The organism is Streptomyces sp. MH60 (genome assembly GCF_002939385.1).
GTDB lineage: Bacteria > Actinomycetota > Actinomycetes > Streptomycetales > Streptomycetaceae > Streptomyces.
Genome location: NZ_MULI01000011.1, coordinates 108,855 through 123,449 on the forward strand (window position 1 = coordinate 108,855; position 14,595 = coordinate 123,449).

Annotated in this window: 13 protein-coding genes; 2 read left to right on the plus strand and 11 right to left on the minus strand. The window is 71.0% G+C overall.

What is annotated here, in order from left to right; all coding sequences use genetic code 11:
- Positions 1-9: 9 nt before the first annotated feature.
- Together BZZ08_RS10795 and BZZ08_RS10800 are read right to left on the minus strand one after the other, a co-directional pair.
- Entirely contained in the window at positions 10-735 is a 726-nt protein-coding gene (locus tag BZZ08_RS10795; protein ID WP_104631949.1) for an SIR2 family NAD-dependent protein deacylase, read from the minus strand.
- A gap of 40 nt (positions 736-775) precedes the next feature.
- Positions 776-1,270 carry an NUDIX domain-containing protein gene (locus tag BZZ08_RS10800; protein WP_104631950.1) on the minus strand — a complete coding sequence of 165 codons (495 nt, stop codon included), beginning with the start codon at positions 1,268-1,270 and terminating at the stop codon, positions 776-778.
- Between the two features lie 185 nt (positions 1,271-1,455).
- Between BZZ08_RS10800 and BZZ08_RS10805 the strand changes: the two genes are divergently transcribed.
- Positions 1,456-2,598 (plus strand): glycerate kinase, encoded by a 1,143-nt coding sequence (locus BZZ08_RS10805; RefSeq protein WP_104631951.1) that lies wholly within the window; start codon positions 1,456-1,458, stop codon positions 2,596-2,598.
- 181 nt (positions 2,599-2,779) lie between these two features.
- Here the strand turns inward: BZZ08_RS10805 and pssA are convergent, their stop codons facing one another.
- The 9 genes from pssA to BZZ08_RS10850 form a co-directional block, all read right to left on the minus strand.
- Complete coding sequence (pssA, locus tag BZZ08_RS10810) at positions 2,780-3,562, minus strand: CDP-diacylglycerol--serine O-phosphatidyltransferase (RefSeq protein ID WP_003972511.1); 783 nt, start codon at positions 3,560-3,562, stop codon at positions 2,780-2,782.
- Positions 3,563-3,620: 58 nt separating this feature from the next.
- Positions 3,621-4,277, minus strand: coding sequence for a phosphatidylserine decarboxylase (locus BZZ08_RS10815; RefSeq protein WP_104631952.1), 657 nt, complete (start codon positions 4,275-4,277; stop codon positions 3,621-3,623).
- Positions 4,278-4,447: 170 nt separating this feature from the next.
- Entirely contained in the window at positions 4,448-5,653 is a 1,206-nt protein-coding gene (locus tag BZZ08_RS10820) for an acyl-CoA dehydrogenase family protein (RefSeq protein ID WP_104631953.1), read from the minus strand.
- A 2-nt stretch (positions 5,654-5,655) separates the two neighbouring features.
- Positions 5,656-6,168, minus strand: coding sequence for a MaoC family dehydratase (locus BZZ08_RS10825; protein ID WP_104631954.1), 513 nt, complete (start codon positions 6,166-6,168; stop codon positions 5,656-5,658).
- Positions 6,169-6,173: 5 nt separating this feature from the next.
- Positions 6,174-7,136: an HpcH/HpaI aldolase/citrate lyase family protein gene (locus BZZ08_RS10830; RefSeq protein WP_104631955.1), complete on the minus strand. Its 963-nt coding sequence runs from the start codon at positions 7,134-7,136 to the stop codon at positions 6,174-6,176.
- Positions 7,133-9,181, minus strand: coding sequence for a protein meaA (locus BZZ08_RS10835; protein WP_104631956.1), 2,049 nt, complete (start codon positions 9,179-9,181; stop codon positions 7,133-7,135). Before BZZ08_RS10835 ends, BZZ08_RS10830 begins: the two co-directional genes overlap by 4 nt.
- A gap of 10 nt (positions 9,182-9,191) precedes the next feature.
- Complete coding sequence (gene ccrA, locus BZZ08_RS10840; RefSeq protein ID WP_198601406.1) at positions 9,192-10,529, minus strand: crotonyl-CoA carboxylase/reductase; 1,338 nt, start codon at positions 10,527-10,529, stop codon at positions 9,192-9,194.
- A gap of 330 nt (positions 10,530-10,859) precedes the next feature.
- The gene (locus tag BZZ08_RS10845) at positions 10,860-11,675 is read right to left on the minus strand and encodes a TetR family transcriptional regulator (RefSeq protein ID WP_104631983.1); all 816 of its coding nucleotides are present in this window, start codon (positions 11,673-11,675) and stop codon (positions 10,860-10,862) included.
- A gap of 136 nt (positions 11,676-11,811) precedes the next feature.
- Positions 11,812-13,617: a 3-hydroxyacyl-CoA dehydrogenase family protein gene (locus BZZ08_RS10850; protein WP_104631958.1), complete on the minus strand. Its 1,806-nt coding sequence runs from the start codon at positions 13,615-13,617 to the stop codon at positions 11,812-11,814.
- Between the two features lie 382 nt (positions 13,618-13,999).
- Here BZZ08_RS10850 and BZZ08_RS10855 point away from each other — a divergent pair, with 382 nt between their 5' ends.
- Positions 14,000-14,593: an adenylosuccinate lyase gene (locus BZZ08_RS10855; RefSeq protein WP_104631959.1), complete on the plus strand. Its 594-nt coding sequence runs from the start codon at positions 14,000-14,002 to the stop codon at positions 14,591-14,593.
- Positions 14,594-14,595: the final 2 nt, after the last annotated feature.

The window sequence follows — 14,595 nt, forward strand, 5'->3', positions numbered from 1 at the left end:
CGTCGCGGCTCAGCCCAGCCCGCGCAGCAGCTCGGGCAGGGCGGTGCCGATCGGCTCCCGGACCACCTCGTCGGCGAGGTCGTCGTAGGGCGTGGGCTCCGCGTTGACGACGACCAGCCGCGCCCCGTGCCCGACGGCGACGCCGGCCAGCCCGGCGGCGGGCTCCACCTGGAGACTGGTGCCGACCGCGACGAACACCTGGCACGCCTTGCTGATGGCGGCCGCCTCGCCCAGCACCACCGGGTCGAGGCGCTCGCCGAACATCACGGTGGCCGGCTTCAGGATGCCGCCGCACTCCAGACACGGCGGGTCCTCCTCACCGGCCTCGATCCGGGCGAGGGCGTCCGCCATCGGCCCCCGGGCCCCGCAGCCGGTGCACACGCAGGAGCGCGCGGAACCGTGCAGTTCGAGGACCTTGCGGGCGGAGACCCCGGCGAGCTGGTGCAGACCGTCCACGTTCTGCGTGAGCACGCGGACCGGCACCCCGCGCCGCTCCAGCTCGGCCACCGCACGGTGCGCCGCGTTCGGCTCGGCGTGCAGCGCCGCGCTGTCGCGCCGCATCAGCCACGAGCGCCGCCTGATCTCCGGATCGCCCATGTAGTACGCGTACGTGACGAGCTTCTCGGCCTCCGGGTCGCGCCGCCACAGCCCGTTGGGACCGCGGTAGTCGGGAATGCCGGAGTCGGTGGAGACGCCGGCACCGCTGAGGACGGCGACGAGGGGCTTGCCGGTCATGCGGACGAGGGTAGGGCGCCGGGGTGCGGCCGGCGAACGGTTATCGGTCGACCCGCACGCCGTCGACCAGCTCGGCGGCGCCGGAGCCGTCCGCCAGCACGTCCAGCGCGGCCAGCACCCGGCCGTGCAGGGAACCGAGCAGGTGGCCGCCGAGTTCCTCGCGCGGCACCAGCCGCCAGGACAGCAGCTCCTCCTCCTGCAGCCGGACCGCCTTGAGATCGTCCTCCGACAGGACCCCGCCGTCGTACAGGTACGCCACGATCGGCGGCCTGCCCGCCCCGCTCGACCAGTCCACCGCGAGCAGCCGGCCGATCCGCGCGTCGAGGCCGATCTCCTCCAGGGTCTCCCGCCACGCGCCCTGCCGCGGGGTCTCCCCGGCGTCGGACTCGATGGTCCCGCCCGGCAGGGTCCACCCCTCGCGGTAGTTGGGCTCGACGAGCAGCACCCGCCCCTCGGCGTCCCGGAAGACCGCGGCGGCACCGGCGAGGACACGGGGCAGACCGGCGATGTAGGTGGCGTAGTCAGCAGTGGTCATCCCGGAAGCGTAACGAGCCCGCCCCCGGGCCCGGGGCACCCCCGGGCCCGGGCCCACGGCCGGTTCCAGGGTGTGGGCAGGGCATGACGGCACGGGCGTCCTCCGGTTAGGGTCGCAGCGGCGCGACTGCCTTGACGTGCGCAAGGCTCGAAGAGCAAGGGGAGAGCAAGGTGGCTGACGCTGCTGTGGACGGGACCCGCCGGGTACTCGTCGCCGCGGACAAGTTCAAGGGCTCGCTGACGGCCGTCGAGGTCGCCGAGCGGGTCACGGCCGGACTGCGCCGCGTCGTGCCGGACGTCCAGGTCGAAGCGCTGCCCGTCGCCGACGGCGGCGACGGCACGGTGGCCGCCGCGGTCGCGGCCGGGTTCGAGCGCCGGGAGGTACGGGTCGCCGGCCCCCTCGGCGACGAGGTGACGGCGGCGTACGCGCTGCGCGAGGACACCGCGGTGGTGGAGATGGCGGAGGCCAGCGGCCTCCAGCGGCTCCCGGAAGGTGTCCTCGCACCGCTGACCGCGTCCACGTACGGCTCCGGCGAGCTGCTGCGGGCCGCGCTGGACGCGGGCGCGCGGACGATCGTGTTCGGGGTCGGCGGCAGCGCCACCACGGACGGCGGCGCCGGGATGCTGGCCGCGCTGGGCGCGCGGTTCCTGGACGGCGACGGGGAGCCCGTCGCGCCGGGCGGGGGCGGCCTCGCCGGGCTGGCCTCGGCCGACCTGTCCGGCCTCGACCCCCGCCTGTCCGACGTGGCGCTGGTGCTCGCCAGCGACGTCGACAATCCGCTGACCGGACCCAAGGGCGCCCCGGCGGTCTACGGGCCGCAGAAGGGCGCCTCGCCGGACGACGTGACGGCCCTGGACGCGGCCCTCGCGCACTTCGCGAAGGTGCTGGAGCAGACGGAGGGCGTGGGCGCGCGCGCCGCCGAGTACGCCGCCTCCCCGGGCGCGGGAGCGGCGGGCGGCATCGGGTTCGGGGCGATGCTGCTGGGGGCGCGGTTCCGGCCCGGCATCGAGGTGATGCTGGACGTGCTGGGCTTCGCGCCGGCGCTGGACCGGGCGGACCTGGTCATCACCGGGGAGGGCTCGCTGGACGAGCAGACCCTGCACGGGAAGGCACCGGCGGGCGTCGCGGCGGCGGCCCGGGCCGCGGGCAAGGAGGTCGTCGCGGTGTGCGGCCGCCTCGCGCTGCCGGCGGAGACGCTGGGGCGGGCGGGGATCCGGCGGGCGTACCCCCTGACGGATGTCGAACCGGACGTCGCGAAGTGCATCGCGAACGCGGGACCCATCCTGGAGCGGGTGGCGGAGTCCATCGCGCGGGACTTCGTCGCGTAGGGAAGTCTCCGGCCCGTGTACCTCGCCTCTGTCCCCACCGAGTCGGGTGGCGGGTGGGCAATAGGCCGGGGGTCTGGGGGCGGAGCCCCCAGGGACGCCGCCACCGACGCCGGGCACGCACACAACGGAAGGGCCCCGAACCCAACCCGGTTCCGGGGCCCACCAGCGTCAGCGCCACGCGCTACGGCAATTGCGCCGCCCGCGCCTCCCGCCGATTGTCACGGAAATTGTTCACCCTGCGAGCGGTCGCGAACAGCGGAATCACCGCCCCCATCACCAACTGCAACGCACACCCCGTCTGCAGCAGCAGCTGCCCGCTCGGCGCGTCGAACGCCCACCCGGCCAGCAGCCCCATCGACAGGACGATCCACGACAGCATCGCCACCGCGAGGCGCCCCCGCGGCTTCGGGTACTCGACCCGGCTCACCATCAGCCAGGCCGTGCCGAGGATCGCCAGCAGCGTCGCCACGAACGGCAGCTCGAGCAGCACGATCGACACCACGGTCAGCGCGCCGAACGGCGACGGCATGCCCTGGAACGTGCCGTCCTTGACCGTGACGCAGGAGAACCGCGCGAGCCGCAGCACCACCGCCAGCAGCACCACGATCGCCCCCACCGCCGCCACCCGCTGGTAGGCGTCGTCGGCGACCATGCCGTAGACGAGGACGAAGTACGCCGGCGCGAGGCCGAAGCTGATCAGGTCGGAGAGGTTGTCCAGCTCCGCGCCCATGGGCGAGGACCGCAGCTTGCGGGCGACCAGACCGTCGAACAGGTCGAAGATCGCCGCGCACAGCATCAGGATGACCGCGGTGGCCGCGCTGTGCCGGGCCATGCCCGACTCGTCGCTGCCCATGAGGTGGGGGATGAGGATGCCGGTGGTGGTGAAGTACACCGCCATGAAGCCGCACGTGGCGTTGCCGAGCGTGAGGGTGTCGGCTATCGACAGGCGGAGCGAGAGCGGCATCTCCTCCTCGTCGTCCATCTCGTCGGCCTCCGGCACCCATCCGGCCTGGGTCTGCGGATCAATCACGGTCAATTCGAGTCACCCCAGCCACCGTCTTCTGACCCACCTCGACATCCACCTCGACACCCTCCGGCAGGTACAGGTCGACACGGGAGCCGAAGCGGATCAGACCGACCCGCTCACCCTGCTCGACCTTGGTGCCCTGCGGCACGTACGGGACGATGCGGCGGGCCACCGCGCCGGCGATCTGGATCATCTCGATGTCGCCCAGCTCGGTGTCGAAGTGCCACACGACGCGCTCGTTGTTCTCGCTCTCCTTGTTGAAAGCGGGAACGAAGCCGCCCGGCACGTGCTCGACCGAGGTCACCGTGCCCGACAGCGGGGCGCGGTTCACGTGGACGTTGAGCGGGCTCATGAAGATCGCGACGCGGGTGCGGCCGTCCTTCCACGGCATGATGCTCTGCACCACACCGTCGGCGGGCGAGACGACCCGGCCCTGGGTGATCTCGCGCTCGGGGTCGCGGAAGAACCACAGCATCCCCGCCGCGAGCGCGGTGGCGGGGACGGCGACGGCCTTGGCGGCGCCGGAACGGCGGGCCCGCAGGAGGCTGACGGCTGCGGTGGCGACGGTCGGCAGAAGCCACGGCGATGCTCCGCGCGCGAGGCGTACGCCGGCGAGGCTGTCGCGAGGTGCAGAGGTTTGGCTGTGGGGCATGGATGACCTTCGTAGCGGATGATGCCGCGCTCTGACGGGGGACGGCGGCTTTCCGGCGATCGTAGCGGCTTCCCGCCGCAACTGGGTAAGCCAGGAAGCCGAGTCGGCGGCCGAACACTGCCTACGGGGTGTGACCTTCTTCTCCAAGAAAACACCCCGTATCCGGACATCTAACCCTGGAACCGATACTCTTCGAGCAGCCGGCGGCCGATGATCATTTTCTGGATCTCGGCGGTGCCTTCACCGATGAGCAGCATCGGCGCCTCGCGGTAGAGACGCTCGATCTCGTACTCCTTGGAGAAGCCGTATCCGCCGTGGATCCGGAAGGCGTCCTCCACGACCTCTTTGCAGTACTCGGAGGCGAGGTACTTGGCCATCCCCGCTTCCAGGTCGTTTCGTTCGCCCGAGTCCTTTTTGCGCGCAGCGTTCACCATCATCGCATGCGCCGCCTCCACCTTGGTAGCCATCTCCGCGAGCTTGAACTGGATGGCCTGGTGCTGGGCGATCTGCTTGCCGAAAGTATGACGCTGCTGGGCGTACCGGACGCCGAGTTCGAAGGCACGCTGAGCGACGCCGCAGCCACGGGCCGCCACGTTGACGCGGCCGACCTCGACGCCGTCCATCATTTGGTAAAAACCTCGGCCGGTGACGCCGCCGAGCACCCGATTGGCCGGAATGCGCAGGCCGTCCATGATCAGCTCGGTGGTGTCGACGCCCTTGTAGCCCATCTTGTCGATCTTGCCGGGGATGGTCAGCCCCGGGCGGACCTCACCGAAACCGGGCTCCTTCTCCACCAGGAAGGTCGTCATCGACTTGTGGGGAGCGGTCCCCTCGGGGTGACCCTCGTCACTCTTCACCAGGACGGCCACGAGGGACGACGTGCCGCCGTTGGTCAGCCACATCTTCTGGCCGTTCAGGACGTACTCCTCGCCGTCCCGCACCGCCTTCGAGGAGATCGCCGAGACGTCCGAGCCCAGCGCCGGCTCGGACATCGAGAAGGCGCCCCGGATGTCGCCCGCGGCCATGCGGGGCAGGAAGTGGTCCTTCTGCTCCCGCGTGCCGTGCTGCTTGAGCATGTACGCCACGATGAAGTGCGTGTTGATGATGCCGGACACCGACATCCAGCCGCGGGCGATCTCCTCCACGCACAGGGCGTAGGTCAGGAGCGACTCGCCGAGGCCCCCGTACTCCTCGGGGATCATCAGGCCGAACAGACCGAGTTCCTTCAGTCCGTCGACGATGTCCTGCGGGTACTCGTCGCGGTGCTCCAGCTCGGTGGCGACCGGGATGATCTCCTTGTCCACGAAGTCCCGGACGGTGGAGAGGATCTCCCGCTGGACGTCCGTGAGCCCGTGGGTCTGGGCGAGACGGCTCATCTCTACTTCCCCTGTTCCTTCAGCTCGGGGCGGCCCGGCTGCTCGCCGCCGCGCTCCTTGACGTACGTCTCGGTCGGCACCATCACCTTGCGGCGGAAGACGCACACGAGCGTGCCGTCCTGCTTGTAGCCCTTGGTCTCGACGTGCACGATGCCGCGGTCGCTCTTCGACTTCGACGGCCACTTGTCGAGCACCGTCGTCTGGCCGTAGACCGTGTCGCCGTGGAAGGTCGGCGCCACGTGCTTGAGCGACTCGATCTCCAGGTTGGCGATCGCCTTGCCGGAGACGTCCGGGACGGACATGCCGAGCAGGAGCGAGTAGACGTAGTTGCCCACCACCACGTTCTTGCCGAAGTCCGTCGTCTTCTCGGCGTAGTTGGTGTCCATGTGGAGCGGGTGGTGGTTCATGGTGAGGAGGCAGAACAGGTGGTCGTCGTACTCCGTGACCGTCTTCCCCGGCCAGTGCTTGTACGTCGCCCCGACCTCGAACTCCTCGTAGGTGCGTCCGAACTGCATCGCCCTCAGCCCTCCGGGATCTCGAACTTCGACGTGCGCTGCAGGCCGGCCGCACGTCCCTTGCCGGAGACGACCAGCGCCATCTTGCGGCTGGCCTCGTCGATCATCTCGTCGCCGAGCATCGCCGAGCCCTTCTTGCCGCCCGCCTCGGACGTGTAGTAGTCGTACGCGTCCAGGATCAGCTCGGCGTGGTCGTAGTCCTCCTGGGAGGGCGAGAAGATCTCGTTGGACGCCTCGACCTGGCCCGGGTGCAGCACCCACTTGCCGTCGAAGCCGAGGGCGGCGGCGCGCTGCGCGACCTCGCGGTAGCCGTCCACGTTGCGGATCTGCAGGTAGGGGCCGTCGATCGCCTGGAGGTCGTTGGCGCGGGCGGCCATCAGGATCTTCATCAGGATGTAGTGGTAGGCGTCGGCGGGGTAGCCGGGCGGCTGCTCGCCCACGACGAGGGACTTCATGTTGATGGAGGCCATGAAGTCGGCCGGGCCGAAGATGATGGTCTCCACGCGCGGGCTCGCCTGGGCGATCTCGTTGACGTTGTTGAGACCCCGGGCGTTCTCGATCTGCGCCTCGATGCCGATCCGGCCGACCTCGAAGCCCATCGTCTTCTCGATCTGGGTGAGGAGGAGGTCCAGGGCGACGACCTGCTGGGCGTCCTGGACCTTCGGCAGCATGATGCAGTCCAGGTTCGGGCCCGCGCCCTCCACCACCGTCACGACGTCCCGGTAGGTCCACTCGGTCGTCCAGTCGTTGACGCGCACGACGCGGGTCTTGCCGGTCCAGTCGCCCTCGTTGAGGAACTTGACGATGGTGTGCCGCGCCTCGGGCTTGGCGAGCGGCGCGCAGGCATCCTCCAGGTCGAGGAAGACCTGGTCCGCCGGGAGGCCCTGGGCCTTCTCCAGGAAGCGGGGGTTGCTTCCCGGGACCGCCAGGCAGGAGCGCCGGGGGCGGAGACGGTTGACCGTGGTCATGCGGGGACCTCCAGGGGGTCGAGCTTGTTCGCGTTCCGGATCTCGTCGACGATCCGGCCGATGATGCCGGTGATGTCGAAGTCCTTCGGGGTGAAGACCGCGGCCACTCCCGCGGCCCGCAGTTCCTCGGCGTCACCGTTCGGGATGATGCCACCGGCGATCACCGGGATGTCTGTGGCACCGGCCACACGGAGCCGTTCGAGTACGTCCGGCACCAGTTGCGCGTGCGAGCCGGACAGGATGGACAGGCCCACCGCGTGCACGTCCTCCGCCAGGGCGGCGTCCACGATCTGCTCCGGGGTGAGCCGGATGCCCTGGTAGACCACCTCGAACCCGGCGTCACGGGCGCGCACGGCGATCTGCTCGGCGCCGTTGGAGTGACCGTCCAGGCCGGGCTTGCCGACCAGGAAGCGGAGCTTGCCGACGCCCATCTCCTTCGCCGTCAGCTCCACCTTGCGGCGCACCTGCGACAGGGCCGAGCCCTCCTCCGCGGTGACCGCGACCGGCGCCGAGGACACGCCGGTCGGCGCCCGGAACTCGCCGAAGACCTCGCGCAGCGCCCCGGCCCACTCGCCGGTCGTGGCGCCGGCGCGGGCGCACTCCAGGGTGGCCTCCATGAGGTTGCCGGTGCCGCGCGCGGCCTCCTTCAGCTTCTCCAGCGCCTTGCAGGGGCGCGGGTGGTTGAAGGGCGGCTGGTACCGCGTGTCCCGCCAGTGCCGCAGCGAGGCGATGACGCGGGCCTCCACCGCCGGGTCGACCGTCTGGATCGCGGTGTCCAGGTCGGCGGTCAGCGGGTTGGGCTCGGTGCCCTCGAAGGCGTTGACACCGATGATCTTCTCCTCGCCGGACTCGATCCGGGCCCGGCGCTCGGCGTGCGAGGCGACCAGCTGGGACTTGAGGTAGCCGGACTCGACGGCGGCCATCGCGCCGCCCATCTCCTGGATGCGCTCGATCTCCGCGAAGGCCGCCTCGACCAGCTCCCCGACCTTCGCCTCGATCACCTTCGAACCCTCGAAGATGTCCTCGTACTCCAGCAGGTCGCTCTCGTGCGCCAGCACCTGCTGGATGCGCAGCGACCACTGCTGGTCCCAGGGCCGGGGCAGGCCCAGCGCCTCGTTCCAGGCCGGCAACTGCACGGCACGCGCGCGTGCGTCCTTGGAGAGGGTCACGGCCAGCATCTCCAGCACGATCCGCTGGACGTTGTTCTCCGGCTGCGCCTCGGTCAGGCCCAGGGAGTTGACCTGGACGCCGTAGCGGAAGCGGCGGTGCTTGGGGTTCTCGATGCCGTACCGCTCGCGGGTGACGCGGTCCCAGATGCGGCCGAAGGCGCGCATCTTGCACATCTCCTCGACGAAGCGGACGCCCGCGTTGACGAAGAACGAGATCCGGCCGACCACGTCGCCCATGCGCTCCTGCGGCACCTGACCGCTGTCCCGCACCGCGTCGAGCACGGCGATCGCGGTGGACATCGCGTACGCGATCTCCTGCACCGGCGTGGCGCCCGCCTCCTGCAGGTGGTAGCTGCAGATGTTGATCGGGTTCCACTTCGGCAGGTGGGAGACCGTGTACGCGATCATGTCGGTCGTCAGGCGGAGCGACGGTCCGGGCGGGAAGACGTGCGTCCCCCGGGACAGGTACTCCTTGACGATGTCGTTCTGGGTGGTGCCCTGGAGCTTGGTGATGTCCGCGCCCTGCTCCTCCGCGACGACCTGGTAGAGCGCCAGCAGCCACATGGCCGTGGCGTTGATGGTCATCGAGGTGTTCATCTGCTCCAGGGGGATGTCCTGGAACAGCCGGCGCATGTCACCGAGGTGCGCGACCGGCACGCCGACCCGGCCGACCTCGCCGCGGGCGAGGATGTGGTCGGAGTCGTACCCGGTCTGGGTCGGCAGGTCGAAGGCGACCGACAGACCCGTCTGGCCCTTGGCGAGGTTGCGCCGGTACAGCTCGTTGGACGCCTCGGCCGTGGAGTGACCGGCGTAGGTGCGCATGAGCCACGGCCGGTCCTTCTCCCGCCTCCCGTCGGCGGGCTGACGCTCACTCATGTGTCGCTCCTCAGACGTTCCGGAAGCGGTTGATGGCGTCGAGGTGCTGCGCGCGCTTCTCCTGGTCGCGCACGCCCAGGCCCTCCTCGGGCGCCAGGCACAGCACGCCGACCTTGCCCTGGTGGGCGTTGCGGTGGACGTCGTGGGCGGCCTGGCCGGTGTCCTCCAGGGAGTACACCTTGGAGAGCGTCGGGTGGATCTTGCCCTTGGCGATGAGGCGGTTGGCCTCCCAGGCCTCGCGGTAGTTGGCGAAGTGGGAGCCGATGATGCGCTTCAGGGACATCCACAGGTAGCGGTTGTCGTACTCGTGCATGTAACCCGAGGTCGAGGCGCAGGTGGTGATGGTGCCGCCCTTGCGGGTGACGAAGACGGAGGCGCCGAAGGTCTCCCGGCCGGGGTGCTCGAAGACGATGTCGATGTCCTCGCCGCCGGTCAGCTCGCGGATGCGCTTGCCGAAGCGCTTCCACTCCTTGGGGTCCTGGGTCTGCTCGTCCTTCCAGAACCTGTAGCCCTCGGCGTTGCGGTCGATGATCGCCTCGGCGCCCATCGCGCGGCAGATCTCCGCCTTCTGCGGCGAGGAGACGACGCAGATCGGGTTGGCGCCGCCGGCGAGGGCGAACTGGGTGGCGTACGAGCCGAGTCCGCCGCTGGCGCCCCAGATGAGGACGTTGTCGCCCTGCTTCATGCCGGCACCGTTGCGCGAGACCAGCTGCCGGTAGGCGGTGGAGTTCACCAGGCCGGGGGCCGCGGCCTCCTCCCAGCTCAGGTGGTCGGGCTTCGGCATCAGCTGGTTGGACTTGACCAGCGCGATCTCGGCGAGACCGCCGAAGTTGGTCTCGAAGCCCCAGATGCGCTGCTCGGGGTCGAGCATCGTGTCGTTGTGGCCGTCGGACGACTCCAGCTCGACGGACAGGCAGTGCGCGACGACCTCGTCGCCCGGCTGCCAGGCGTTGACGCCGGGTCCGGTGCGCAGGACGACGCCGGCCAGGTCGGAGCCGATGATGTGGTACGGCAGGTCGTGCCGCTTGGCCAGCTCGTTGGTGCGGCCGTAGCGCTCCAGGAAGCCGAACGTCGACAGCGGCTCGAAGATCGAGGTCCACACCGAGTTGTAGTTGACCGAGGAGGCCATCACGGCCACCAGGGCCTCGCCGGGACCCAGCTCGGGCACCGGCACGTCGTCCAGGTGGATCGACTTGCGGGGGTCCTTGTCGCGGGTCTCGAGTCCCGCGAACATCTCCGTCTCGTCCTTGTGCACGGTGATCGCGCGGTACGACTCGGGGAGCGGCAGTGCGGCGATGTCGGCCGGCGTGGAGTCGGGCGACTGGATCGCGTCCAGGATGTCCTTCACGGTCACGGTGTTGCCTCCGGCGGTGAGCGCCCTGAGGGAGGGGCGCTGAGGGTTACGTCGGTGCTTCTGAGGTGAGGGTGTGTGCCTGTGACGCAGGCGTTCGGGCGCGCAGGGGATGAGGTGCGGGGACAGCCCGGACACCTTCAACGTATGACACCGCGTGTCACCCCGCAAGGCACTGAGTGCCAGAAACTCTTCTCAGATGAAATCTTTACGTGACAGATGAGCGATGATCGATCGAATCATCTCCCGCCGAGGGTGAAAAAGGGACGCCGACATGCAAAAACGGCCACCCGATGGGTGGCCGTCGTCACAGTGCGGGAAGGGCGGTCAGCGCTCCTTGAGGGCCTGCTCGATGGTGCGCATGACCTCGTGCAGCGGCGCGTCGGTGCGCGCCACCGTCACGAGCACCTCGCCCTGCACGGAGGCCGAGGAGGCGGCGGGGCGCCCGGTGGAGGCCGTGCCGCGGCCCGCCCCGATGCCCGTGCCGAAGGTCTTCCGCACGATCGCGAACGCGTGGTCCAGCTCGGCCTCCACGTCGCCCTGCCCGTCGGCCCGCAGCCAGCGCCGCAGCACGTGGTTGTGCGCGGTGACCACGGCGGACGCCGCGACCTCCGCGAGCAGCGGGTCGTCGTTGGCGTCGTCGTCGTGCGCATGCTCGTCGAAGTGGCCCAGCAGATAGCGGGTGAACAGGCGCTCGTAACGGGCCACCGACGCGATCTCCGCCTCGCGCAGGGTGGGCACCTCGCGCGTCAGCTTGTAGCGGGCGACCGAGATCTCCGGCCGGGCCGCGTACATCTTCATGACTTCCTTGATGCCGCGGCACACCGTGTCGAGCGGGTGCTCGTGCGCGGGCGCCGCGTTGAGCACCGCCTCGGCGCGTACCAGGGTGTCGTCGTGGTCCGGGAAGATCGCCTCTTCCTTGGAGCGGAAGTGGCGGAAGAAGGTGCGGCGGGCGACCCCGGCCTGGGCCGCGATCTCGTCGACGGTCGTCGCCTCGTACCCCTTGGTCGCGAACAGCTCCATCGCCGCCGCCGCCAGCTCCCGGCGCATTTTGAGCCGCTGGGCGGCGGCTCGGCTGCCGGCCGCGCTCTCCGGCGCGTCGGACGTGGCTGAGGTACGTGTGGACTTGGCGGGCTGGGGCATGACCCGAACGTACTGCATGCGGGCGCAATCATGCGCGTGACCGGGGATTCCCCCGCCCGTGCGGGGCGGGGGAGACCCGGCCGGACCGAGCAGCCCGCCCCAGTCCTCCTCGGGCCCGAACCAGTCGCCCGGTCGCTCAGCGGCGGGCATGCTCGCGGAAGCCGCGGCCCGTCTTGCGGCCGAGGCAGCCCGCGGCCACCAGATGCTCGAGCAGCGGTGCGGGCGCCAGCCCCGGGTCGCGGAACTCCCGGTGCAGGACCTTCTCGATGGCCAGCGACACATCGAGTCCGACCACGTCGAGCAGCTCGAACGGGCCCATCGGGTAGCCGCCGCCCAGTTTCATCGCCGCGTCGATGTCGTCGAGGGTCGCGTAGTGCTCCTGCACCATCTTGACCGCGTTGTTGAGGTACGGGAACAGCAGCGCGTTCACGATGAACCCGGCCCGGTCACCGCAGTCCACCGCGTGCTTGCGGACCTTGGCGCAGACCTCGTGGACGGTGGCGTGCACGTCGTCGGCGGTCAGCACGGTGCGGACCACCTCGACCAGCTTCATCGCCGGGGCCGGGTTGAAGAAGTGCATGCCGATCACGTCCTGCGGACGCGAGGTGGCGCGGGCGCAGGCCACGACCGGCAGCGAGGAGGTGGTGGTGGCCAGCACCGCGCCGGGCTTGCAGACCTTGTCCAGGGTGCCGAACAGCTGCCGCTTAACCTCCAGGTCCTCGGCGACGGCCTCCACGGCCAGATCGACGTCGGCGAAGTCGTCGTACGTGCCCGTCGGCGTGATCAGCTCCAGCGCCCCCGCGGCCGCCTCGGCGGTCATCCGCCCCTTGTCGACCGACCGCGCCAGGGACTTGCCGATCCGGGCCTTGGCCGTCTGCGCCTTCTCCGCGCTGCGGGCGGCCAGCACCACCTCGTACCCGGCCTTGGCGAACACCTCCGCGATGCCCGACGCCATGGTGCCGGAACCGGCCACACCGACGGCGCGCACCGGCCGGCCGGAGACCGCGGTGCCCCCCTTCCGCGGGGTCAGCGCGTCCGGCACCACGACCGCGCTGCCGGGCGCCTCGTAGGTGTAGAAGCCGCGCCCCGCCTTGCGGCCCGTCAGTCCCGCCTCGCTGAGCTGCCTGAGGATCGGCGCCGGGGCGTGCAGGCGGTCCCGGGAGGCGGCGTACATGGCCTCCAGGACCGTGCGGGCGGTGTCCACGCCCACCAGGTCGAGCAGCGCCAGCGGCCCCATCGGCAGGCCGCAGCCGAGGCGCATCGCGGCGTCGATGTCCTCGCGGGAGGCGTAGTTCGCCTCGTACATCGCCGCGGCCTGGTTGAGGTAGCCGAACAGCAGGCCGTCCGCGACGAAACCGGGCCGGTCCCCGACCGCGACCGGCTCCTTGCCGAGGTCCAGGGCCAGGTCGGTGACGGCCGTGACGGCGGCGGGCGCGGTCAGCACCGAGGAGACGACCTCGACCAGCTTCATGGCCGGCGCCGGGTTGAAGAAGTGCAGGCCGAGCACCCGCTCCGGGCGGGCCGAGTCCGCGGCCAGCCGCGTGACGGACAGCGCGTTGGTGCCGGTCGCCAGGATCGTCTGGGGACGCACGATCCCGTCCAGCTCCCGGAAGACCCGCTGCTTGATCTCGTACGACTCCGGCACCACCTCGATCACCAGGTCGGCGTCGGCGGCCGCCCGCAGGTCGGTGGAGGTGCGGACGCGGCCCAGGGCACCGGCGCGGTCCTGCTCGGTCAGGCGCCCGCGCTCGACGGCACGGGCGGTGGAGGACTCCAGCGCGGCGACCGCCTTGACGGCCTGCGCCTCGCTGACGTCGATGCCGACGACCTCGCGGCCGGCCCCGGCCAGGACCTCGGCGATGCCGGTGCCCATCGTGCCGAGGCCGACGACGGCGATCGTCTGGAGCGGGGACAGAGGGGTGTCGGACAGGGGAGTGGCCATCGCGGGACTCCAGGAATGAGGGGTGACGACGGGAGCACGCATGCGGGCGCCGTCGCGGCGCACCGGGTGCGTGGGAAAGGGAGGAACGGAGTGCGGGTGTTGCCGGGCTCGAACGGCGCACACGCCCGGTGCCGTCGCGGAGGGCGCACGCGCCCGGCCGGCGGCCTGTGACCGGCCCTGTCCCGGGGCCGGGTCCTGATGCGGTACCCGAGGTACCGGACCGACTGCCCTCCTGGTGGTTGCGTCACCAAACCACCGTGAGGAGTTGCTGCGGGCGGATGGCCCGCTCGTCTGAGGTTAACCCGCGGGTAACGAGCGCGCCAGCCCCCGGTGTTCGTGATGTAGGTCCCACGCCCGGTGTGACGCCCCTAACCTCGGTGTCATGGACGAAGAGTTGCGAACGCTCACGGAGCGCTTACGGGCCGAGGCGGCGGCGTCGGGTGCCCCGGGGGCGCGGGCGGTGTACGACCGGCTCGTGGCGACCGGGGACCACGACGAGCTGGCCGCCGTGCTCACCGAGCCCGGACACCCGCTGTGGGCCCGGGAACTGGCCGCCTTCCGGCTGGGCGTGGCGGGGGACCGGCGGGCCTTCGAATCGCTCGTGCTCCTGCTGAACCACCGCGACCCGCCGCGCTGTGCCTCGGCCGCCCACGCCCTGGCCCGCCTCGGCGACCCGCGCACCGCCCGCGCGGCCGCCGCCCTCGCCACCAACGAACTGCGGGTCGCCTACGCCCTGCATCCGGTGCGGCTGCTGGCCGAGCTGCGGGCCCCCGAGTCGGTGCCCGCGCTGATCACCACGCTGGAGCGGCGGCTGCGCCCGCACGACCCGTACCGGCGCGTCGCGCTCGCCTGCGTCGAGGGCCTCGGCGCCCTCGGCGACGAGCGCGCGGGGCCCGTCCTGAACGACGCCCTGGCCCACCCGGCGCTGGCCGAGGCGGCGGTGCGGGCGCTGGCGCGCATCCCGGGGCAGCGGTGAGC

Excerpts from the sequence above, each read along its gene's own strand:
- BZZ08_RS10795 (WP_104631949.1), bottom strand. The coding sequence starts at position 735 with ATGACCGGCAAGCCCCTCGTCGCCGTCCTCAGCGGTGCCGGCGTCTCC.
- BZZ08_RS10800 (WP_104631950.1), bottom strand. The coding sequence starts at position 1,270 with ATGACCACTGCTGACTACGCCACCTACATCGCCGGTCTGCCCCGTGTC.
- pssA (WP_003972511.1), bottom strand. The coding sequence starts at position 3,562 with ATGCCGCTCTCGCTCCGCCTGTCGATAGCCGACACCCTCACGCTCGGC.
- BZZ08_RS10815 (WP_104631952.1), bottom strand. The coding sequence starts at position 4,277 with ATGCCCCACAGCCAAACCTCTGCACCTCGCGACAGCCTCGCCGGCGTA.
- BZZ08_RS10820 (WP_104631953.1), bottom strand. The coding sequence starts at position 5,653 with ATGAGCCGTCTCGCCCAGACCCACGGGCTCACGGACGTCCAGCGGGAG.
- BZZ08_RS10825 (WP_104631954.1), bottom strand. The coding sequence starts at position 6,168 with ATGCAGTTCGGACGCACCTACGAGGAGTTCGAGGTCGGGGCGACGTAC.
- BZZ08_RS10830 (WP_104631955.1), bottom strand. The coding sequence starts at position 7,136 with ATGACCACGGTCAACCGTCTCCGCCCCCGGCGCTCCTGCCTGGCGGTC.
- BZZ08_RS10835 (WP_104631956.1), bottom strand. The coding sequence starts at position 9,181 with ATGAGTGAGCGTCAGCCCGCCGACGGGAGGCGGGAGAAGGACCGGCCG.
- BZZ08_RS10845 (WP_104631983.1), bottom strand. The coding sequence starts at position 11,675 with ATGCCCCAGCCCGCCAAGTCCACACGTACCTCAGCCACGTCCGACGCG.
- BZZ08_RS10850 (WP_104631958.1), bottom strand. The coding sequence starts at position 13,617 with ATGGCCACTCCCCTGTCCGACACCCCTCTGTCCCCGCTCCAGACGATC.
- BZZ08_RS10855 (WP_104631959.1), top strand. The coding sequence starts at position 14,000 with ATGGACGAAGAGTTGCGAACGCTCACGGAGCGCTTACGGGCCGAGGCG.